This is a genomic window from Rhodococcus sp. NPDC076796, from assembly GCF_040702765.1.
In the GTDB taxonomy this organism is placed as follows: Bacteria; Actinomycetota; Actinomycetes; order Mycobacteriales; family Mycobacteriaceae; genus Rhodococcoides.
The window spans coordinates 98,287-119,835 of record NZ_JBFBMS010000008.1; the positions used below are offsets into that span (position 1 = coordinate 98,287).

Here is a 21,549-nt window from a genome sequence, read left to right on the forward strand (position 1 = left end):
ACGTGCAACTGAACAGGCATGACGTCCTGGACGGCGCGATCGCCATTCTCGACGAGTACGGCCTGGCAGACCTGACGATGCGGCGTCTGGCGACGTCCCTGCACGTCCAGCCGGGCGCGCTGTACTGGCACTTTCCCAACAAGCAGACGCTGCTCGGTGCCATTGCCGACCACATACTCTCGGGTGCCGATGCACCGTCCACCGAGGACTCGTGGGACGCACAGATCGCGCAGATCGCGCACCGATTGCGCGACGCCCTTCTCTCCCGACGCGACGGTGCCGAATTGGTGGCCGCGACCTACGCATCGAGGCTGACCACCAACCACATTCGCGAACGTATCGCCGCCGTGTGCATCCGAGCGGGACTGCCGCGCCGCGACGCGGAACTCACCGCCGACACGTTGCTCTACTACATCCTCGGTCAGACCGTGGACGAGCAGGCGCGACTCCAGATGGACTCCGCCGGAGCCCTCACGCCCGACGCGTCGCCGCTCTTCGAAAGTCCCGACCCGACGAGCAGATTCGATTTCGGACTGAAGCTCTTCCTCGACGGAGCACGCCACACTGCGGCCGACCGCATCCGCCGCTGATCGGTCAGAATTCCGCGAAGACGATGCGCTCGCTCCCGTTGTCCAGGGTCATGGTGCCGTTGTCCCGAGACCACTGTGGTGTGGAAGTCAGGAACGCCGACAGCCACCGATCCTGCTCCATCAGCGCCTCCGGGCAGGCCATCCGCGTCGACCCGAGAGCGTCGATGGTGATCCTGCCCTGCGAGGTGTCCACGGTGCCGAACAACCTGTTGCACCCTGCTTCGGCCGAGATTCGGTCGTCGACGAATTCGAGCCCGACCGTCGTTCCGGCGACCGGCGTGTAGGAGTCGGGTGCGTCGACCGACGAGTACGTCTTGCCTGCCGGGAATTCGCCGTACGAGTCGGCACACCCGGAGGCCACCACGCTCGCTCCGAACGCGAGTGCGGCCAGCGCGCGGCGTGCGTCAGCCACCGAAAATCGGCCCCAAACCGGCCGCACCGGCATTTCCGCGGGACGCGAATGGGTTGTCGTGCACCATGTACGTCCAGGTCGATGTCGGTCGATGCAAGCCGGCTTCGTCCAGATCGATTCCGTCCGAGGTGATCTCGGCCGACTCGAACGTAGCGTGCGAGAGATCCATCGCCTTGGAGGACACCGTCTTGAACGCCTCGACAGCGATCCGGTGATACTCGTCCAGCGGGTTCTCCCGCCCCAAGGCACGCAGGTGAATGCTCTCGCGCACGTCGGCGAGGTGCGCCAGGTAGTCCGACCACGACCGATCGAGGTGGTACAGGACGATCTGGCGGGCGACCTCGACCAGAGTCTCCTCGGACACGGTCTCGCGCAACTCCTTCGAGCGCGTCGGTGCGTGCTGCTCGAGCAGCGTCAACGCCTCGTCGGAGTCGAGCAACGTGGCCCGGCGGCGATCGAGGATCTCACGGTGCTGAGCCGTCAACTGGTTGTAACGCCACGTGCGCGAATGTATTTCGAGCATCTGTCCTTCGGCGATGCGTTGCGCATGATCGACGCGGTCGGCCGCGGCAGACGAGGTGAACATTCCGCTCTCGTCGATGCCCTTCGGTGCATCCTTGTCGCCGATGTTGTTCTTGACGACGTCGTCCTCCCAACTGCCGAAGAACAGCGAACGGCCTGGATCTCCTTGCCTACCTGCACGCCCTCGCAGCTGATTGTCGAGCCGCTCGGTGGTGTGGCGACCGGTGCCGAGAACGAACAGTCCGCCGAGCTCGGCAATCCGTTCGCGATCGGTGCCGTCGGGACCCCCGAGCTTGATGTCGGTTCCGCGTCCGGCGATCTGCGTCGATACCGTCACCGCGCCGTGTACGCCCGCCGCCGCGATGACCGCCGCCTCCTCGGCGTCGTTCTTGGCATTGAGCACCACCACCTCCACGCCCGCCGCAGTGAGCGTCTCGGCAAGCGCCTCGGACTCGGCCACATCGTGGGTGCCGATGAGAATCGGCTGACCGGTCTCGTGAATGTCCTTCACATGCAGCGCAATTGCGGCGTTCTTGTGCTCGATCGTGTCGTACACACGGTCGTCTTCGTCGACGCGCACCGTCGGCACATTGGGCTCGATGACCGAGACACCGAGGCCGTAGAACGTGCGGAGCTGCTCCCCCGCCGCCATGGCGGTGCCGGTCATACCGCACACCGTTGCGTATCGATTGATCAACGCCTGCACGGTGATCGTGTCGAGAATTTCACCGGTCTCGGTGGCGGCGAGCCCTTCCTTGATCTCGACCGCGGCCTGCAACCCGTCCGGCCAGCGCTGCAGTTCGGCCACCCGGCCACGCGAGGCGTTGATCAGCTGCACTCGGCCGTCACGGACGATGTAATCGACGTCGCGCTGGACCAGCACCTGGGCGTGCAGTGCCACGTTGACTGCCACCAACGTCGTCCCGACGTGATGCTCGGAGTACAGGTCGATTCCGCCCAGTTCCTTCTCCATCCGCAGCGCGCCCTCGTCGGTGAGGAACACGTTGCGTCCGTCGGCGTCGGTGTCGAAATCGACACCCTTGTCCAACAACCGGACTGCATCCATGACCGTCGACGTCGAAACGTCGCCGGAGACCGAACCGGCCAACACCAGCGGAACGAGCGCCTCGTCGACCAGCACGGAGTCGGCCTCGTCGATCAGGGCAACGTCCGGCACGGGCGCGACCAGATCGTCTCGGTCGTTCACCAGATGATCACGCAGAACATCGAAACCGATCTCGTTGACCGAGGCATAGGTGATGTCGCAGGCATAGGCGGTGCGCCGCTCCTGCGCCGTCGAGGACTCGCCGATGGAACCGACGGTGATGCCGAGGGAGTCGAACAGCGGACGCATCCACTGCGCGTCACGTTGCGCGAGAAAGTCGTTGACCGAGATGACGTGCACCGAACGCCCGGACAACACGTATCCGACGGCAGCGATCGCGCCTGCCAACGTCTTGCCCTCGCCGGTTGCCATTTCCACCACGTCACCGGCGAGCAATCGCACGGCACCGTGCAGCTGCACATCGAAGGGCCGTAGCTTCAGGGCACGCTCACTCGCCTCGCGCGTCAACGCCAGATACCGCGGAACATCGAGACGGTCGGCGTTGTCGACCCGCAGCGCGGTCGCCTCGGTCGCCAACTCGGTCTCGCTCAGGGCAGCTGCCCACTCCGCATGCTCCTGGGCTCGGTCGACGCGTCGACGCGAGGTGCTCTGCGCCTTCTGCGCGGAGCGGCCGAGTACACGCCAGAATCGGTCGGAGCCCAAAGCCATCTGTTATCCCTACCTGAGAAAGAAAAACCGTTCCCGCCCACAGTACCGAGTGCGGCTCCGCCCAGCTCTAGGCATCGAGCGGCGTCGTCACTGCGATCCGGCGCGTACCGTCGTCCAGCGTCACCACCTGATAGGCATTGCGCTCGGTTCCCACCGGCGAACCGTCGGAGTCGAGGTTCTCCAGAAGAAGATGCCCGACCCGGATACCCGGCACCTCTGCCTCGGTGACGATGTCGCGGGCCGATACACCTTGACCGCGAAACCTGGACAAACCGACGCGTTCGCATTACCGTCTTCCACTAATCAACTAGTGAAAGGGTCTTGATGATCGCGTATCGCATCGATCGTCAGTCCGGCATCCCCACCTATGTCCAACTGATACTGCAGACCAAACAGGCCCTGCGCCTCGGATCACTCGCTGTCGGCGACAAACTCCCGACGGCGAAGGACGTGGTCACGGCACTCGCCATCAACCCGAACACCGTGCTCAAGGCCTACCGCGAGCTCGAACGAGAAGGCCTTGTCGAACCACGGACCGGATCGGGAACTTTCGTCGTCGCCTCGCTGGCAAAACCCGGCATGGCCGAACGATCGGCACTCGAGGCCGAACTCGGCCGCTGGATTCGCCACTGTCTCGCAGCGGGACTGGACAGACCGGACCTCGAAGCGATCGTCGCCGCAGCCCTCGACACACAATTCGACCGACCCGAAAGAGAAGAATCATGACCGACGCGGTTCTCACCATGGACGAGGTGGTCAAGTCGTTCCGACGCAAGACCGTACTCGACCGATGCTCGTTCGCCGTCGAAAGAGGAAGCGTCACAGCATTGGTCGGGTCCAACGGTGCAGGCAAATCGACTCTGATGTCGTTGGCCGTCGGACTACTCGCACCGGACGCCGGAACCGTCCGAGTTCTCGGTGAAGTGGTGGGCCAAGGCGGGATCGCTTCCGGCCTGTCCTATCTCGCCCAGCACAAGCCCCTGTATCCCAACTTCACCGTCGACGACATGCTGCGATTCGGCCGAAACACAAACGTGCACTGGGACGATGCCTACGCCGCCGAGCTGGTCGATGCGGCCGGAATCTCCGTCTCGGCGCGAGTGAAATCACTGTCTCCCGGCCACCGCACCCGCGTCGCCCTCGCACTCGCGTTGGGACGACGACCGGAAGTACTTCTGCTCGACGAGCCTCTCGCAGACCTCGATCCCGTTGCCCGACGCGCCGTGGCCCGCACACTGATGCGCGACGCAGCCGAGAACGGAACAACCATCGTCCTGTCCTCGCACGTGCTGTCCGAACTGGTGGACGTCGCCGATCGACTACTGCTGTTGCGCGACGGAGGAATTCGACTCGACGGCGAACTCGACACCATCACAGCCGAGCACTACCTCCTCGTCGGTAGCTCCGATGCCGAACCCACCGTCGACGACGGGACCATCGTCTCCGACGTATCCGCTTCCAGCGCAGCAGTGTTCGTCGTCCACGGCAGCCGACCGCAGACCGTGCGACCGGGCTGGACCGTCGAAGACGCCACCCTGGACGACGTCGTGCTCGCCCACCTCGGAGCGGCGGTGGCGGCATGATCTGGGTGACGTGGAGACAGTTCCGCACAACGATTCTGTTCGGAGTGCTGAGCCCACTGTTGTTGGCGGCCATCACGATTGCCATCACACTGATCGACGGTGGTGTGGCACCGATTCCCGCGCTCCAGGGCTGCCTCGGGATCGGAGAGGACTACTGCACGGCAGAGACCGCGCAGACCATGGCGATTCTTCTCACCATCGCCCTTCCGGTCGTACTCGGCACTTTTGTCGGGGTCACCGTGTTCTCCCGCGACCTCGAACGCCGTTCCCATGTCCTGGGTCTGACCCAATCGGTGAGCAGACGCCGGTGGTACGGAGTGCGCGTACTTGTCGTGTTCGTTCCGACCATCCTCGCCATGGCGTTGCTCGGTTGCGCGCTCTACTGGGCGAAATACCGCACCTCCCCGGGGTCGTTCACCTTCATGAGCACCGGTGAGTCCCGCTTGGACTTCCCCACCTTCGGCGCAACAGGATTCGGAGCAGGCGCGTACACGGCCGTGGGACTGATGCTCGGCGCAGCGTGCGCACTCGCCATGAGGAACACGATCGCCGCGATGATCACGACCATCGTCGTGTCCACTGCGCTACTGGCGCTGCTGCCGACTCAGATCCGCGAGCACTACGCGAGCCCCGAGGTCGAGCGGCAGACGGTAGAGCAGAAAGTGGGCGACATGTACGGCGGCACCCCGGACTTCTATCTGCCGATGGATTCGATGAGGATCTATCCGCGGTGGAACGTCTCGTCGGACTACGTCGATCGACGCGGTGATGCCGTAGCCGTCGACTGGCAGCGGTGCAACTGGCTCGACAACTACCGGGACATGAGCGAATTCGAGACGGTCGCAGAATACGAGCAGTACTCCGACCGTCAGCGCGCGGACAACGCCCGAATCGAGATCGACTGCATCCGCGAACAGGGTGCCGAGGCTTTCGAGACGAAGTACCACGAGGATCGGCTGTTCTGGCGATTCCAGGCGATCGAGACGGCCCTGACCCTGGTGATCGCTGCTCTGTTCGGTGGGCTGTCGCTGCTCCTGGTTCGGCGCCTGCGGCCGTGATGACAGGTTCGCCACTATGCGAAGCTGCGGGTGACAACCAGATTCAGAGTTGCGCAACCAACGCAGGCAATCCCGTCGCGGCCGTGGTGCGCCACCGGTGATCGGCCATGTCCGAGACCTCCGTCTCGACCGGGTTGATCTCGACCACCGTTGCTCCGGCGCTGCGGGCGATCGCAGGCAGTCCGGCGAACGGGTACACGACTCCCGACGTGCCGACGACGAGAACCAGGTCGGCCGCGCGAACCGCGTCCTTGGCCGCCTCCCACGCGGCCTCGGGCAGGGATTCGCCGAACCACACCGTTCCCGGCCTGATCATCCCACCGCACAGCGGACACTCCGGCGGCGGAACCCGCTGGTCCGCCTCGGCCGGAGCGTCACCGGCAGCGTCGAACTGCGCTCGAGTCCCACAATCGCTGCAGTACGGCTCGAACAGAGACCCGTGCACGTGCGAGAGAACCGTGGCCCCGGCCCTCTCGTGCAGGTCGTCGACATTCTGGGTGGCGATGTCGACGTGCGCCCGCTGCTGCCATTGCGCAAGTGCCACGTGACCGGCGTTGGGCTCGGAGCGTCGGACCAATTCGGCTCGCCACCGGTACCAGCCCCACACCAGATCGCTGTCGGCCAGCCACCCCTCGGGGCTGGCGAGATCCTTGGGATCGAAGTCCTTCCACAACCCGCTCCGGGCGTCCCGAAATGTAGCGATCCCCGACTCGGCGGACATGCCTGCGCCGGTGAGTACGGTGATCCGCGAAGCCTCTCGCGCGGCGTCCACGACGGGCTTCGGAACGGCAACGGGCGACTGATTCGCGGAAGTGGTCACCCGGTCATTGTGCCGAGCGGTGTGCCACGTCGCGCTACCGTGGTCGCATGAGCATCGACACCACCGCGCGAACCCGACGACGGTGGCCGCTGTGGATGGCAGCCTGCACGGCCGTCGTCGTGGTCGCAGTGGCCGGGGTTCTGTGGCTGGCACCGAGCCGGTACCTCCCGTGGGACACCGAAGCATTTCCGGAGGTGAACGCCGGCGAGCTGACTACCGATCAGGCCCGGGTGGTCGAACTCCTGCGCACCGAGCACGAGCTGCAGCGGCCGGGAACGTTCTACGCCGAAGGAATAGACGAGGCCTGGTGTGCCGATTTCGTCAGCTGGATCATGAAGGAGGCGGGCCTGCCGCTGTCGAATCCCCATTCGGGTTCGTGGCGCATTCCCGGCGTCTACACCCTTCAGGAGTACTACCAGGAGCAGGGACGTTACGAGGCCGTCGGCGACTACACGCCATCGGTGGGCGATGTGGTGCTCTACGACAACACCAGCTGGGCCGGCCAGCACACCAACGTGATCGTGGCGGTCGAAGGCGACGAGGCCATCACCGTCGGCGGCAACGAAGCAGGCAAGATCAGGGTGCACACGCTGCACTACGCATCCGATTCCGGAGTCGTCGGATTCGGTCGCCTGCAGGGTTGATGCTCGCTACGTCGGGATGGCGTCTGCGTCGCCGTACGAACGCGCACCGCCGTCTCGTTTGGCTCGGTAGAGCAACATGTCGGCGCGGTCGAAGCAATCGTCGACGGACTCCCCCACACGCAATGTCGTGTAGCCGGCAGAGAAGGTCTGTTCGTCGGGCACGACCGCCGACAACTCGGCCAGCACAGCCGACATGGTCGTCGAACCCACACCGGGCATCGCGAGTGCGAACTCCTCGCCGCCCCACCTCGCGATGGAGGCGCGGCCGCCGAGCAGGTCCTCGGCAGCAGCCGAGAACTGAATCAACAGCCGGTCTCCGCGTCCGTGCCCGTAGTTGTCGTTGTACGACTTGAACCGATCGAAGTCGACCATGGCCAGAGCCAACGCCACATCGGCACCACGCGGTGTCGTCCACTGATGCAGCCGATCGCGCCATCCACGCCGGTTGAGCAATCCGGTGAGGGCATCGGTCTGCGCGGCCTGGCGGAGGTCGTCCTCGATGCGCCGACGATCGGTGGTGTCGTGCACGACGGCCATCGTCCACCGAAGACCCCCGGGACCGGGAACCTCACTGGCCGAGATCCACCCCCACCGGACCGTGCCGTCGGCGTGCAGATAGCGCTTCTCGAGGTGAACCGATTCCCCGCGCGCCTTGGCGTCGGCCATGATCTGTTCCATGGCAGCGTGCTGGGCCAGATCGTCGGGATGGGTGAATTCGCGAGAGGACCGGCCGGCCAACAGATGGCGCGGGCAACCGACGATGGCCGCGTACGCCTCGTTTGCGAGAACCAACAATCCGTTCTCGTCGGCCAACGCCAATCCGACCGTGCTGGCCTCGAACATCTCCCGATACCAACGATCGGTGTCGACCATCTTCAGCCGGGTCTCTTCCTCGAACAGTGCGAGCCACGTCGAATCGCACAGACCACCGAGAATACGCGGTGCGTCGTACCGGGCTGCTCTCGAGCACGGTGTGGCCGATCTTGACCTTGACGTAGCGTCAAGGTTCACACTGAACACATGAGAATCGGATCCCTGGCCGACGCCGCCGGAACGACACCTCGAACAGTGCGTCACTATCACCGTCTCGGCTTGCTCGGTGAGCCACGCCGTCTGTCCAACGGCTATCGCGAGTACACGATCGACGACGTGGTTCGACTGATGAGAATCCGCTGGCTCGCCGATGCCGGAATGCCCCTCGGCGCGATCGCGGCCGCCCTCGACCGGTCCGCACCGGACGAGAGCGACGTGGTCGCCGATCTGCGCGCTCTCCTCGCGGGTATCGAAACGGAGCAAAAAGCTTTGGCGCACAAGCACGCTCGTTTGTCGGCTCTGCTCGACGACGCCGTCGAGCATCGCCGAATGACGGCCCTGCCGCGCGATGCGGCGGACACACTGGCCGCGTTGATCGATGCCGCTGCCGAGACCGACCGAGAAGCGCTGCTCCGTGAGCGTGACCTGCTCGAGGTGATGGCGATCTCGGGCACCGTCCCCGCGTCGTTCTTCGAGTCGATCACCGCGACCCTGGCCGACCCCGGCACCCGGCTGAAGTATCTGTCGCTCCTGCGCAGATTCAGCGCGCTCGAAGGCCGAGGGGTCGACGATGCCGCAGGTGACATCGATTCGCTCGCAGCAGAATTGGCGTCGGTGCTCGATATCCAGGCTCTCGCCTCGGCGGAGCCCGAGGTCACTGCCCACGAGAGCGGCCCGCTGAGTATCGACGACATCGTGCCCGATCCCGCTCAGCGCGCAGTGATCATCGAAGCCATCGCACGGCTGCAGACCAGCGAACCGAGCCGCGCTGGTGCTGCTCGATGACGGTCCACACCCCGGTCCAGGTCGGCAGATGGCGCGCGCTGCTGCTGTGGGCGCGGGGACGGCATGCGCCGATCGGCGCGGACTCGGCAACGTTCACGGCAGTACGTGGAACCCTTGCGATGCCGGTGATGTTCGGCGTCGTCACCGTCATCGAGATGGTCGTTCTGCACCTGCTGATTCCGGTGCTGTGGATCAGCGCAGTGATTGCAGCCCTGTCGGTGGCGTCACTGGTGATGCTCACCTCGTCGGTCGCACTGACCCGCGTCCATCCTCACGTTCTCTCGCCGACGACGCTCACTCTGCGAACCTCCGGGAAGGTCGTCGCGACGGTGGACCGAGCGAGCATCGTCTCCGCCCGAATCCACCGCCGCTACGGCGTCGTGTCGCCGACTCTCGACGGCGGTCGGCTCGTGCTACCGAATCAGGACGGCACCATCGTCGACATCGACTTGTCCTGCGCCACAACGGTCAGCGTGCCCGCACCCCTGAAACGATGGAGGGTCGACGGCAGTGCCCAGTCCTTCGGCCTTCAGGTGGACGATCCCGCAGCACTGGTTGCAGCGCTCACTCGGCCCGCCCCCGCGACCGGATCCGCGTCGGCGCGTCGGAGCAGACCGGTCGCGAACACCAGAACGATCAAGGCCAGCAAGGTGATGGCGGATCCGGCCCAGATGGGCGAGGTGTAGCCGAGACCGGCCGAGATCGTCACACCGCCGAGCCACGCGCCCAACGCGTTTCCGAGATTGAACGCGGCGATGTTCGCGCCGGACGCCATCGTCGGAGCGTCGGATGCGAACGACATCACCCGCATCTGCAGCCCCGGGACCGTCGCGAAGCCGAACGCACCCATGAGCACGAGAGATGCGATCGTCGCCGGGCGACTGTCCGCGGTGAGCGCGAAGAAGACGAGTACGACGGTCAGTGCACCGAGCAGAATCGTCAGCGTGCCGGTGAGGTTGCGGTCTGCCGCCTTTCCGCCGAGGTAGTTGCCGACGAACAGTCCGCCGCCGAACAACACGAGGAGCCACGGCACCGAACTCGACGCGAAGCCACTGACGTCGGTGAGCGTGAACGCGATGTACGTGAACGCACCGAACATGCCGCCGTAACCGAGCACCGTGACCGCGATGGAGAGCCATACCTGCACCGACCGGAACGCTCGCAATTCTCGACGCAGATTGCTCACCTCACCGCTCCCGGTGTTGCGAGGAACGAGGGCGGCGATTCCGATCAGCGCGACGACGCCGATCACCGTGATCGCCCAGAACGTCGAGCGCCAACCGTGGTTCTGCCCCAGTAACGTCCCGAACGGAACTCCGAGCACGTTGGCGGCGGTCAGGCCGGCGAACATCATCGCGATCGCTCCTGCCTTCTTCGCCGGCTCGACCAGGCTTGCCGCGACGACGGCACCGATGCCGAAGAACGCTCCGTGACACAGCGCTGCGACGACACGGCCTAGCAGCATCATCTCGTAACTGCTCGACAGTGCGGAGACGAGATTGCCGACGATGAACAGACACATCAGTGCGAGCAAGACGTTCTTGCGAGGAAACCGTGTCACGGCGGCGGTGACGACCAGGGCCCCGACGACGACGGACAGCGCATAGCCGGTGATGAGCCAACCGGCGGTGGCCTCGGTGACCGCAAAATCGGCCGCGACTTCGGGCAGTAGGCCCATGATGACGAATTCGGTCAAACCTATTCCGAATCCCCCGATGGCGAGGGCGAGCAAGCCGAGTGGCATGTCTGAACTCCTGAATGGAATATGCGTACGCAATTATCGAGCTGTCGCGCGTAGTTGCACGCGCCTGATAAAGGCTTGCACACGCCCCATACATGCGCAAGCCGATCAACGCGAGGATGTGCCCGAAACCGTCCGCGAACTGGGACTATCGCCGCAAAGCAGACTCCGAGGGGTACTTCACCTCATGTACACGTATTGTTTGCCCCTGAATCCCCGATCTCACCTGAATCGGGTACCACCGTCCGCGACCCCCGACCGAGTGGTCGATACACAGCCGGGAAGTCACTTCTCCACCATGCACGCACCCCAGAGCAGCGCCGATACCGATTCGGTCGCCGATACCTCGGCCCCGGTTGTTCCGGCTCAGGGGGCCACAGCTCCGCCACCCAGCGGGCCGCGTCGGCCACCGCAGCGGCATGATCTCAACGGCCTGCGTGGTGTCGCCATCGCCCTCGTTGTGGTCTTCCACATCTGGATGGGTCGAGTGTCGGGCGGCGTCGATGTATTTCTCACCCTGTCCGGCTTCTTCTTCACCGCATCTCTGCTGAGATCGGCCGAGTCCGGCGCAAGCCTGAACCCGATCACTCGCATCTCGCGGATACTGCGCAGACTCGGCCCGCCGTTGCTGATCACCTTGTTCGCGGTGGCCGTCACATCGGTGTTCCTGCTTCCGCGGACCCGATGGGCCGACCTGGGCGATCAACTGGTGTCCGGTGTCTTCTACTTCGTGAACTGGCAGCTGGCGACGACGGCCAACGACTACCTGGCGGCCGACCCCTCGGTCAGTCCCGTTCAGCATCTGTGGTCGGTGGCCGTGCAATTCCAGTTCTATCTACTGGCCATTGCCGTCGTGTTTGGTCTCGCGTGGGTCCGACGCATCGCGCGACCGGAGGGACCACGAAGTCTCCGACCGCACACCTTTGCCGTGATCTTCGCGATCGTCGCCGTGCTGTCCTTCGTCTATGCAGCGGACGGTGTTCGACGCCACCAGGCGTGGAACTACTACGACACCGGGGCGCGGCTGTGGGAGATCATGCTCGGTGCCGCAGTCGCCGCCGTGTTCGCCGCACGCAGCGACGAGCCGGCGGCCCACGACACCCGAAAGTGGTCGACCGCACGCGGTGCCCTTGCCGTTGTCGGCATGACAGCCATCGTCGCGTGTGGCTTTCTCGTCGACGGTGTGGCTGCATTTCCCGGCCCTTTGGCCCTCGTTCCGGTACTGGCCACCCTCGCATTGATCGTCGCGGGCTCCGAGACCGCCGTAGCGACCACGCTCTCCAACCGGTTCTTCGCCTGGCTCGGATCCATCGCGTTTCCGCTCTACCTGTGGCACTGGCCGCTGCTGATCTTCTACCTTTCGGCCACCGGTCGGTCCCACGTCGACATGCTCGGCGGCCTGGGCATCGTGGCTGCCTCCATCGCACTCGCGTTCCTCACCGTCCGACTGGTCGAGCGACCCACGCAGTCGACGACGTTCACCCCGGGACGCATCGCGGTGACCGCCTGCGCAGTGGTGGCCGCGATCGCGGTCACCGCGAGTTCGATCGGATGGAACGCCTACATCAGCCAATCGATCAACGCCGTGCAGGCCGATGGATCGGTCGACGAGCTGACCCACCCGGGGGCGCTCGAATTGACCGACGGAATTCGCTCGGACCCTGCCGACCTGAGCCCGCCCCTCTACTCCGCACCCGAGGACCTGCCGGCCACCACCCTCGAGGGCTGCATCGCGGACTTCGAGACCCGGGACGCGATCTCGTGCTCCTACGGCGATGTCGACGCGACCCGGACCATCGTGTTGGCCGGCAGCTCGCACGCCGAGCACTGGGTCACGGCCCTCGACGCCCTGGGACGTCAGCACGGCTTCGCGGTGGTCACCTTCCTGAAGATGGGATGCCCGCTGAGCGCGAACACGATGCCGATGCTCGGTCCGAACGAGTACCCGGATTGCCTGGACTGGACGCAGACCGTGCTCGCCGACATCGCCGACATGAAGCCGGACTACGTGTTCACCACTGCCACTCGGCCTCGGGAGGACGCCCCCGGCGACTTCACGCCCCCCTGGTACGCCTCGGTGTGGCAGCAACTGACCGCGGACGGCGTCGGAGTTCTGGGCATCCGAGACACGCCGTGGCTCGCGTATCGGGCCATCGACTGCCTCGCCGACGGCGGCACGGCCACTTCCTGCGGTATCCCGAGGGACGAGGCGTTGGACCCCGTCAACCCGGCCTTGGCCTCCTCGTTTCAGCTGCGCGGGTTCTCCGCTCTCGACCTGTCCGATGCGGTGTGCGACGACACCATGTGCCGCGCCGAGCAGGGCAACGTTCTGATCTACCGTGACGAACACCATCTCACCGCGACCTACGTGCGAACCCTCACCACCGAGCTGGGCCGACAGATCGGATCGGCCACCGGCTGGTGGGCCGGACCGTGATCCAGTCGGTCCAAGGCCAGGGGCATGCGGCTCGCGCTCGGTAAGCCCGGGCCCACCCGCCACAGTAGGGTTGATCCATGCTGCACGAAGCCTCCGACGACACGCCAGCCATCGCAGTATGGCCGGGATCCGCTTATCCGCTCGGCGCGACCTACGACGGAGCAGGAACCAATTTCGCACTGTTTTCCGAGGTCGCGGAGGCCGTGGATCTGTGCCTGATCGCCGACGACGGAACCGAGACCCGCATCCGTTTCGAGGAGTCCGACGGCTACGTCTGGCACGCATATCTGCCCACGGTGGTGCCCGGTCAGCGCTACGGCTACCGCGTTCACGGCCCGTGGGATCCGGCAGCCGGGCATCGCTGTGACCCGAGCAAGCTGCTCGTGGATCCGTACGGCAAGGCGTTCGAGGGATCGTTCGACGGCGATCGATCGCTGTTCTCGTACAACATGGACGCGCCGGCTCCCGAACCCGAGACCGAGCTACAGGTCGACGAGGAATCCGCGGATCCACTCGACTCCGAGGCCCCGTTCGAGGACGCCACCGATCTCGCCGATCCCGAAAACGAGATCATCGAGGAAGCTCCCGTCGCGCACGACGACGTGCCGAACAACGACTTCCCCCAGCACGATTCGCTCGGACACACGATGACCACCGTCGTGATCAACCCCTTCTTCGACTGGCAGGCCGATCGCGCCCCCAAGCGCCCGTATCACGAGACGGTGATCTACGAGGCCCACGTCAAGGGCATGACGATCAACCATCCCGACATCCCCGAATCCGAGCGCGGCACCTACGCGGGCCTGGCGCATCCGGTGATCATCGACCACCTCAACCACCTCGGTGTCACGGCCATCGAGCTGATGCCGGTGCACCAGTTCATGCAGGATCAGGTTCTGCTGGACAAGGGACTGCGAAACTACTGGGGCTACAACACCTTCGGCTTCCTCGCCCCGCATGCGGAGTACTCCTCGCTGCAGTCTCCCGGTGCCGCGGTCACCGAGTTCAAGGCCATGGTTCGTGCGTTCCACGCCGCCGGCATCGAGGTGATCCTCGACGTGGTCTACAACCACACCGCCGAGGGCAACCACATGGGCCCGACCATCAGCTTCCGCGGCATCGACAACGCCGCGTACTACCGGCTCGTCGACGGCGACCTCGAGCACTACATGGACTACACCGGTACCGGCAACAGCCTCAACGCGCGACACCCGCACACCCTCCAGCTCATCATGGATTCACTGCGCTACTGGGTCACCGAGATGCACGTGGACGGATTCCGATTCGACCTCGCGTCCACCCTGGCCCGCGAACTGCACGACGTCGATCGCCTGAGCGCGTTCTTCGATCTGGTGCAACAGGATCCGGTCGTCAGCCAGGTGAAGCTGATCGCCGAGCCCTGGGACGTGGGCGAAGGCGGCTACCAGGTCGGCAACTTCCCCGGCCTGTGGACGGAGTGGAACGGCAAGTACCGCGACACCGTGCGCGACTACTGGCGGGGCGAGCCGGCCACGCTGGGCGAGTTCGCATCCAGACTGACCGGATCCTCGGATCTGTACGAGGCCACCGGCCGTCGCCCCGGTGCCAGCATCAACTTCGTCATCGCGCACGACGGGTTCACCCTCAACGATCTGGTGTCGTACAACGACAAGCACAACGACGCCAACGGTGAGGACAACAACGACGGCGAGAGCCACAACCGCTCGTGGAACTGCGGCGTGGAAGGCCCGACGGACGATCCGGAGATCCTGGATCTGCGTGCCCGCCAGATCCGCAACATCATGGCGACGTTGCTGCTCAGCCAGGGCACGCCGATGATCGCCCACGGCGACGAGATGGCGCGCACTCAGCAGGGCAACAACAATGTCTACTGCCAGGACTCCGAACTGGCCTGGATGGACTGGTCGTTGGCAGAGAAGAACGCCGAACTGATCGAGTTCACGCGCAACGCCATCGCATTGCGCGCCGACCACCCGGTGTTCCGGCGTCGTCGGTTCTTCGAGGGCCGTCCCATTCGAACCGGCGAGCAGGCCCGAGACATCGCCTGGCTCACCCCCGCGGGCGAGGAGATGACTCCCGAGGACTGGGACAGCGGATTCGGCAAATCACTCACGGTGTTCCTCAACGGTGACGGAATCCCGGAACCGAATCAGCGCGGCGAGCGCGTCATCGACGACTCGTTCCTGTTGTGCTTCAACGCACATCACGAGACCATCGAGTTCGTGACCCCCGACGGAAACTACGCAAAGGAATGGACGGTGGCGCTGAACACCGCGTCGCGAACCGGGGCAAGTGAGAAAACGATCGAAGCGGGTACACCGGTGGAGGTCACCGCTCGTTCCCTGCTCGTTCTACGAAAGACTGCCTGACACATGCCGCTGCCCACCAGTACATACCGGTTACAACTGCGGGGCGATGCCTTCACCCTGTCCGACGCCTCCGACGTGGTCGACTACCTGCACGACCTCGGGGTCACCCACCTCTATCTGTCACCGATCCTGACGGCAACGGACGGGTCGACGCACGGTTACGACGTCACCGATACCGGGGCGGTCTCGGCTGCACTGGGGGGCCGAGAAGCGTTGACGCAGTTGCATTCTCGTGCCGCCGAACTAGGCATGGGGATCATCGTCGACATCGTGCCCAACCACGTCGGAGTGGAGGATCCGCGGCAGAACGGATGGTGGTGGGACGTACTGCGTCGTGGTCGCGACTCCGAGTACGCGACGTACTTCGACATCGACTTCGGAGCCGACAACGGGGTCGATGGCAAGATCGCCATCCCCGTCCTCGGTAGCGCGAGCGACGTCGGCGAGCTGACCGTCGACCGCTCCGAGGATCAGCCTCTGCTCGCGTTCTACGAGCACCGCTTCCCCATCGCCGACGGCACCGACAGCGGCGACGCCCAGGCCGTGCACGACCGTCAGTCGTACCGTCTGGTGAGCTGGTCCGACGGGCTGATCGGGTACCGCCGGTTCTTCTCGGTGAACGGTCTGGCGGGAATCCGGCAGGAAGACCTCGACGTCTTCACCGACTCGCATCGTCAGGTGGCCAGCTGGATCGAGGACGGTCTGATCGACGGACTTCGCGTCGACCATCCCGACGGCCTGGCCGACCCCGCCGGCTATCTCACCGAACTACGCGGACTTCTCGGCCCGGACCGATGGCTGGTCATCGAGAAGATCCTGGCCGACGGCGAACCGCTGGACGAATCGCTCCCCGTCGACGGTACGACCGGATACGACGCCTTGGCCGCGGTCGGCGGAGTGTTCGTCGATCCCGAGGGCGTGCACGCACTCACCGCGTTGTCCCAGGTTCGTTCGGGCATCGCCTACGACAGCGAGACGCTGCACGAGACCGAACTCGACCTCAAGACCGGTGTCGCCCGCGGCGATCTGTCCCCGGAGGTGCGACGCCTCGCGCGGGCCGTCGTGCGCGAGTCCGGCACCACCGTCGATCTCGAGTCCGTCATCGACGCGATCGTCGCCGTCGTCGCGGCCGTCCCCGTGTACCGAACCGACTACGCGCCGCTCGCGCGCGTACTGCCCGGCGTGATCGCGGAGATCGGCGAGGAGCAGCCCGAGCTTGCAGCCGGCCTCGGCGCGTTGACGACGGCTCTGATCAGTGGTGCCGAATCGCCGGTGCGATTCGATCAGGTGTGCGGTGCCGTCACCGCCAAGGGCGTCGAGGACTGCCTGTTCTACCGCGCGAACCGACTCATCTCCTTGCAGGAGGTCGGCGGCGATCCCAGCCGATTCGGTTGCAGCACAGAGTTCTTCCATCTCACCAACGCAGACCGCGCGAAGCGCTGGCCGGCGGCGATGACCACGCTGTCGACTCACGACACCAAGCGAGGCGAGGACGTGCGGGCGCGCATCGGCGTGCTGTCGCAGACCCCCGAACTGTGGGCCCGATGCATCACCGACTGGGAAGAACTGACCCCGAGTCCGGACGGTACAACCGGAATGTTCCTGTGGCAGAACCTGTTCGGAGTCTGGCCTACCGACGGAGTGGTCACGTCCTCGTTGCGTGAACGCGTCCACGCCTACGCGGAGAAGGCGATCCGCGAGGCTGCCCTTCGCACGACGTGGACCAACCCGGACGAGGAATTCGAGTCCGCGGTGCACAGCTGGCTCGACGCGATCTTCGACGGTGCCGTCGCGCGTTCGATGTCGATGCTTGTCGAGAAGCTCGCCCCGCACGGCCATTCCGACGCACTGGGTCAGAAGCTGTTGAACCTGGCCGGGCCCGGCATCCCCGACGTCTACCAGGGCACCGAGTTGTGGGAGGACTCGCTCGTCGACCCCGACAACCGCAGGCCCGTCGACTACTCGGTCCGTCGATCGATGCTCGCCGCCTCGAATTCCGCTGCGCTCTCGATCGACACCGGCGCTGCCAAGCTCGCCGTCGTTCGCTCCGCACTGCACGTGCGACGCGAGCGGCCCGAGAGTTTCGTCGGCGGAACCTACACACCCATCGTCGCGGACGGATCCGCGGCCGAGCACCTCGTCGGATTCGCGCGCGGCCCGGTGGCCGGCCACGCCGACGTGCTCGCACTCGCGACGAGGCTTTCGCTCGGCGTATCGGAGAAGGGCTGGGGCGAGACAACCGTGACCCTGCCCGACGGCCGCTGGCTCGACCGCATCACCGACGTCGAACACACCGGCACGGTGTCGGTGGCCGAGGTGTTCGCCTCACTCCCGGTCGCACTTCTGGTGCGCGACAACGAAGGAACGGTGAAACAGTGACGTCCTCCGCAGATACATCACCGGCAGCGACATCACCGGCAGCGACTCGTCGGTTCCAGGTCTGGGCACCGAGCCCGAAGACCGTCCGCCTCCAGCTCGACGACGCGGTGCATCCGATGCAGCGCTCCTCGAACGGGTGGTGGCACGCGGACGTCGACTGCAGCCCGACGAGTCGTTACGGCTTCCTGCTCGACGACGCAGACAAGGCGCTCCCGGATCCGCGGTCACCCCGGCAGCCCGACGGGGTACACGAGCTGTCCCAGGTCTTCGAGATCGATCCGACGCTGTGGACCGACGCGGCCTGGACCGGACGGCAACTGCCCGGCTCGTCGATCTACGAGCTCCATATCGGCACGTTCACCGACGAGGGCACGTTCGACGCGGCCATCACCAAGCTCGATCACCTCGTCGATCTCGGCGTGACGTTCATCGAGATCATGCCGGTCAACGGGTTCAACGGCGTGCACAACTGGGGCTACGACGGTGTTCTCTGGTACACCGTGCACGAGGGATACGGCGGCCCGGAAGGGTTGCAGCGCTTGGTCGATGCCTGCCATGGCCGCGGCATCGGCGTCGTTCTGGACGTGGTCTACAACCACCTCGGACCGTCCGGCAACTACCTGGACCGCTTCGGCCCGTACATGACCGAGGGTGCCAACAGCTGGGGCCAGGCGATCAATTACGCCGAGGCCGACTCGGGTGAGGTGCGCCGCTACGCCCTCGACAACGCGCTGCGTTGGTTCGCCGAATTCCACATCGACGCGCTGCGACTCGACGCGGTGCACGCGATCGTCGACCACACTGCGGTGCACCTGCTCGAACAGCTGTCGATCGAAACTCGCAGCCTCTCCGCACATCTGGGTCGGCCATTGACCCTGATCGCCGAGAGCGATCTCAACGATCCGATGCTGATCACTGCTCGGTCGGGTGGCGGTTACGGACTCGATGCCCAGTGGGACGACGACATCCACCATGCGATCCACGCCGCGGTCTCCGGTGAGCGGCAGGGCTACTACGGGGATTTCGGTTCGCTGCAGGGGCTTGCGAACACGTTGCGGCAGGGCTTCTTTCACGCCGGTACGTACTCGAGTTTCCGTGGTCGCATCCACGGTCGCCCACTGGACACCCGGCGTATCCCGGCCAGTTCCCTGGTGACCTACACGACCACACACGACCAGGTGGGCAACCGCGCGATCGGTGACCGACCGGGCTTCTACCTCTCCCCCGGCCAGCTCGCGATCAAGGCCGCCCTGGTGCTGACCTCGCCCTACACTCCGATGCTGTTCATGGGCGAGGAATGGGGAGCGTCGACGCCGTTCCAGTTCTTCACCTCGCACCCCGAGCCCGAGCTGGGCAAGGCGACCGCAGAGGGGCGCAAGGCGGAGTTCGCCGAGCACGGTTGGGACAAGAGCGATATCCCCGATCCGCAGGATCCCGAGACGTTCACACGGTCGAAGCTGAACTGGTCGGAGCTCGGCGACGGCGATCATGCGCGGCTGCTGGCCTTCTACCGCGATCTGCTCCGGCTGCGCCGTGACCGGACCGAACTGACCGATCCGTGGCTCGACCACGTGAAGGTGGAGTACGACGAGGACGCGCAGTGGATCGTCGTACGCCGAGGCCGCATCAGCGTGGTGTCCAACCTGTCCGAATCCGCGGTGACAGTACCGGTCGGCGGCTCCACACTGCTCGAATGGGAGCCGACGACCTCGAACGAAACCCGCTCTGCCACCACGGTTCCCGGTCACTCCGTCGTCGTACTGGAGTCCTGACGCCTACGTAGGTTGACCAGGACGAATACGGCGGTGATCGCCAGCACCACCGCGGTGGCGACGGCCGCGACATGCATGCCCGACACGAACGCAGCATGAGCGGAATCGAGCAGAACCGTCGCCACCGAGTCCGGCAACTCACGAGCCACCGCATCCGCGCCGCCGAGTGTTTCGCCTGCCTTTGCTCCGAGCTCGGGGGTCAGCTGGGTGACGTCGATTCCGCGACGGAAGATGGCCATGACCACGGTGCCGAGTACGGCGACACCCAATGCGATACCCAGCTCGTACGCGGTCTCCGACACTGCCGAGGCAGCTCCCGCTCGTTCGGGTTCGACCGCGCTGACCACCAGTTCGGAGGTGAGCGTCAGCGCGACACCCACGCCGGCTCCCACGAGCACGAACCCGGCGATGAAGAGCGCCGGACCACTGTCCGTGGCCAAGCCGACCAGGATGCCTGCGCCCGCAGCCGCGACGAACATCGCGACACCGAGAACCGTTCCCGCGCTGAAGTATCGAACCAGGACCGCGACCAGCAGTGAGGTGACGATACTGGCGGCGGTACCCGGCAGCAGTAACAGTCCGGCTTCGAGTGGACTGTTGCCGAGTACGAGCTGCAGGTACTGCGAGCCGAAGAACAACACGCCGGCGAGTGCGAACACCGACAGGAAGTTCGTGGCCACGCCCGTCGAGAATGCCCGGTTGGCGAACAGTCGTAGGTCGATCATCGGGGCGGCAAGAGTTCGCTGCCGACGGACGAACACGAATCCGGCGATGACGCCGACCACCGCGGAGAGCAGGTAGACCACGTCGAATCCGTGTGCCGCAGTCTCTTTCACCGCGAACACCACGGGGACGATGGCGAGCATCGACAGTGCCGAGCTCGTCAGGTCGAAGCGCCCCGGGTTCGGATCCTTGGACTCGGGGATGACCAACGGCCCGAGAGCGATCAGCACGATCATCACGGGGATGTTGATCAGGAACACCGATCCCCACCAGTAGTGCTCGAGCAGCCAGCCGCCCACGAGCGGCCCGGCTGCGGCACCGCCGCCGGCCATCGCGCCCCACACTCCGATCGCGGCGACGCGCTGACGCGGGTTCAAGAAGATGGTCCTGATCAAGCCCAGCGTCGCGGGCATCAGCGTTGCGCCGGAGATGCCCTGCAGCACCCGGGCGGCGATGAGCATCTCGGCGCTGGTCGAGACAGCGGCGACGAGCGAGGCGATACCGAAACCCGCTGCTCCGATCAACAGCAGTCGACGCCGACCGATCCGATCGCCGAGCGTGCCCATGGTGATGAGCAGGCCGGCCAGGACGAACGAGTAGACGTCGATGATCCACAGCAGCTGATTGCTGGTCGGTGCCAGATCCGCGCTGACGAAGGGCAGAGCCAGATCGAGGACCGTGCCGTCAACAGCGATGAGCAGCACCGCGAACGCCAGCACCACCAACCCGAGCCAATCTCGGGGGCCGGCCCGATGCTCGGACGCTCCGGCGACCTCGTGCACCGAACCGGTGCTCACGTCACTCACGACGATCTCCTACGTTCTGCGCTCGATGACCGTGCGAGACGGCCCGAAGCGACGACGAGTACCGACCGTCCAGCCGGTACAGTGATCGAGAGTACCGCGAA

The 21,549-nt window shown here is 65.4% G+C and carries 17 protein-coding genes; 10 read left to right on the forward strand and 7 right to left on the reverse strand.

What is annotated here, in order from left to right; genetic code table 11:
- Nucleotides 1-2 precede the first annotated feature (2 nt).
- Nucleotides 3-590, forward strand: a complete 588-nt coding sequence (locus AB0366_RS21285; protein WP_366245687.1) for a TetR/AcrR family transcriptional regulator C-terminal domain-containing protein — start codon at nt 3-5, stop codon at nt 588-590.
- 4 nt (nt 591-594) lie between these two features.
- On the opposite strand, the gene AB0366_RS21290 is transcribed toward AB0366_RS21285, so the two are convergent.
- From AB0366_RS21290 to AB0366_RS21300, 3 genes are all read right to left on the reverse strand, one after another.
- Entirely contained in the window at nt 595-1,002 is a 408-nt protein-coding gene (locus AB0366_RS21290) for an META domain-containing protein (protein ID WP_366245689.1), read from the reverse strand.
- Nucleotides 995-3,298, reverse strand: coding sequence for an accessory Sec system translocase SecA2 (secA2, locus tag AB0366_RS21295; protein ID WP_366245690.1), 2,304 nt, complete (start codon nt 3,296-3,298; stop codon nt 995-997). The genes AB0366_RS21290 and secA2 overlap by 8 nt, the downstream gene beginning before the upstream one ends.
- Before the next feature lie 67 nt (nt 3,299-3,365).
- Nucleotides 3,366-3,569, reverse strand: coding sequence for a hypothetical protein (locus AB0366_RS21300; RefSeq protein WP_366245692.1), 204 nt, complete (start codon nt 3,567-3,569; stop codon nt 3,366-3,368).
- Between the two features lie 53 nt (nt 3,570-3,622).
- On the opposite strand from AB0366_RS21300, the gene AB0366_RS21305 reads away from it, so the two are divergent.
- Genes AB0366_RS21305 through AB0366_RS21315 form a run of 3 tightly spaced genes read left to right on the forward strand, consistent with a single transcriptional unit; the run spans nt 3,623 to nt 5,939 of the window.
- Nucleotides 3,623-4,024, forward strand: coding sequence for a GntR family transcriptional regulator (locus AB0366_RS21305; protein ID WP_121869647.1), 402 nt, complete (start codon nt 3,623-3,625; stop codon nt 4,022-4,024).
- Nucleotides 4,021-4,881 carry an ABC transporter ATP-binding protein gene (locus tag AB0366_RS21310; protein ID WP_366245694.1) on the forward strand — a complete coding sequence of 287 codons (861 nt, stop codon included), beginning with the start codon at nt 4,021-4,023 and terminating at the stop codon, nt 4,879-4,881. Before AB0366_RS21305 ends, AB0366_RS21310 begins: the two co-directional genes overlap by 4 nt.
- Complete coding sequence (locus AB0366_RS21315) at nt 4,878-5,939, forward strand: ABC transporter permease (RefSeq protein ID WP_366245695.1); 1,062 nt, start codon at nt 4,878-4,880, stop codon at nt 5,937-5,939. Before AB0366_RS21310 ends, AB0366_RS21315 begins: the two co-directional genes overlap by 4 nt.
- Nucleotides 5,940-5,982: 43 nt before the next feature.
- On the opposite strand, the gene AB0366_RS21320 is transcribed toward AB0366_RS21315, so the two are convergent.
- Nucleotides 5,983-6,759, reverse strand: coding sequence for an NAD-dependent deacylase (locus tag AB0366_RS21320; RefSeq protein WP_366245696.1), 777 nt, complete (start codon nt 6,757-6,759; stop codon nt 5,983-5,985).
- 47 nt (nt 6,760-6,806) lie between these two features.
- On the opposite strand from AB0366_RS21320, the gene AB0366_RS21325 reads away from it, so the two are divergent.
- Nucleotides 6,807-7,403: a CHAP domain-containing protein gene (locus AB0366_RS21325; RefSeq protein WP_366245698.1), complete on the forward strand. Its 597-nt coding sequence runs from the start codon at nt 6,807-6,809 to the stop codon at nt 7,401-7,403.
- Nucleotides 7,404-7,409: 6 nt separating this feature from the next.
- On the opposite strand, the gene AB0366_RS21330 is transcribed toward AB0366_RS21325, so the two are convergent.
- The gene (locus AB0366_RS21330; protein ID WP_366245699.1) at nt 7,410-8,276 is read right to left on the reverse strand and encodes a sensor domain-containing diguanylate cyclase; all 867 of its coding nucleotides are present in this window, start codon (nt 8,274-8,276) and stop codon (nt 7,410-7,412) included.
- 147 nt (nt 8,277-8,423) lie between these two features.
- On the opposite strand from AB0366_RS21330, the gene AB0366_RS21335 reads away from it, so the two are divergent.
- Nucleotides 8,424-9,221, forward strand: a complete 798-nt coding sequence (locus tag AB0366_RS21335) for a MerR family transcriptional regulator (protein WP_366245701.1) — start codon at nt 8,424-8,426, stop codon at nt 9,219-9,221.
- A 529-nt stretch (nt 9,222-9,750) separates the two neighbouring features.
- Here the strand turns inward: AB0366_RS21335 and AB0366_RS21340 are convergent.
- A complete protein-coding gene (locus AB0366_RS21340) occupies nt 9,751-10,965 on the reverse strand; it encodes an MFS transporter (RefSeq protein WP_366245702.1) in 1,215 nt (404 codons plus the stop codon).
- A gap of 295 nt (nt 10,966-11,260) precedes the next feature.
- Between AB0366_RS21340 and AB0366_RS21345 the strand changes: the two genes are divergently transcribed.
- From AB0366_RS21345 to treZ, 4 genes are all read left to right on the forward strand, one after another.
- Entirely contained in the window at nt 11,261-13,399 is a 2,139-nt protein-coding gene (locus AB0366_RS21345; RefSeq protein ID WP_366245703.1) for an acyltransferase family protein, read from the forward strand.
- A 77-nt stretch (nt 13,400-13,476) separates the two neighbouring features.
- Nucleotides 13,477-15,768: a glycogen debranching protein GlgX gene (gene glgX / locus AB0366_RS21350; RefSeq protein ID WP_366245704.1), complete on the forward strand. Its 2,292-nt coding sequence runs from the start codon at nt 13,477-13,479 to the stop codon at nt 15,766-15,768.
- 3 nt (nt 15,769-15,771) lie between these two features.
- Nucleotides 15,772-18,147 carry a malto-oligosyltrehalose synthase gene (gene treY / locus AB0366_RS21355; RefSeq protein WP_366245705.1) on the forward strand — a complete coding sequence of 792 codons (2,376 nt, stop codon included), beginning with the start codon at nt 15,772-15,774 and terminating at the stop codon, nt 18,145-18,147.
- Nucleotides 18,144-19,919, forward strand: a complete 1,776-nt coding sequence (gene treZ / locus AB0366_RS21360; RefSeq protein ID WP_366245706.1) for a malto-oligosyltrehalose trehalohydrolase — start codon at nt 18,144-18,146, stop codon at nt 19,917-19,919. The genes treY and treZ overlap by 4 nt, the downstream gene beginning before the upstream one ends.
- Here the strand turns inward: treZ and AB0366_RS21365 are convergent.
- Nucleotides 19,892-21,439 carry an MFS transporter gene (locus tag AB0366_RS21365; protein ID WP_366245768.1) on the reverse strand — a complete coding sequence of 516 codons (1,548 nt, stop codon included), beginning with the start codon at nt 21,437-21,439 and terminating at the stop codon, nt 19,892-19,894. The genes treZ and AB0366_RS21365 overlap by 28 nt on opposite strands.
- Nucleotides 21,440-21,549 lie beyond the last annotated feature (110 nt).

Coding starts and splice junctions, on each gene's coding strand:
- AB0366_RS21335 (WP_366245701.1), top strand. CDS start 8,424: ATGAGAATCGGATCCCTGGCCGACGCCGCCGGAACGACACCTCGAACA.
- AB0366_RS21310 (WP_366245694.1), top strand. CDS start 4,021: ATGACCGACGCGGTTCTCACCATGGACGAGGTGGTCAAGTCGTTCCGA.
- AB0366_RS21305 (WP_121869647.1), top strand. CDS start 3,623: ATGATCGCGTATCGCATCGATCGTCAGTCCGGCATCCCCACCTATGTC.
- AB0366_RS21325 (WP_366245698.1), top strand. CDS start 6,807: ATGAGCATCGACACCACCGCGCGAACCCGACGACGGTGGCCGCTGTGG.
- secA2 (WP_366245690.1), bottom strand. CDS start 3,298: ATGGCTTTGGGCTCCGACCGATTCTGGCGTGTACTCGGCCGCTCCGCG.
- glgX (WP_366245704.1), top strand. CDS start 13,477: ATGCTGCACGAAGCCTCCGACGACACGCCAGCCATCGCAGTATGGCCG.
- AB0366_RS21340 (WP_366245702.1), bottom strand. CDS start 10,965: ATGCCACTCGGCTTGCTCGCCCTCGCCATCGGGGGATTCGGAATAGGT.
- AB0366_RS21345 (WP_366245703.1), top strand. CDS start 11,261: ATGCACGCACCCCAGAGCAGCGCCGATACCGATTCGGTCGCCGATACC.
- treY (WP_366245705.1), top strand. CDS start 15,772: ATGCCGCTGCCCACCAGTACATACCGGTTACAACTGCGGGGCGATGCC.
- AB0366_RS21315 (WP_366245695.1), top strand. CDS start 4,878: ATGATCTGGGTGACGTGGAGACAGTTCCGCACAACGATTCTGTTCGGA.
- AB0366_RS21330 (WP_366245699.1), bottom strand. CDS start 8,276: ATGGTCGACACCGATCGTTGGTATCGGGAGATGTTCGAGGCCAGCACG.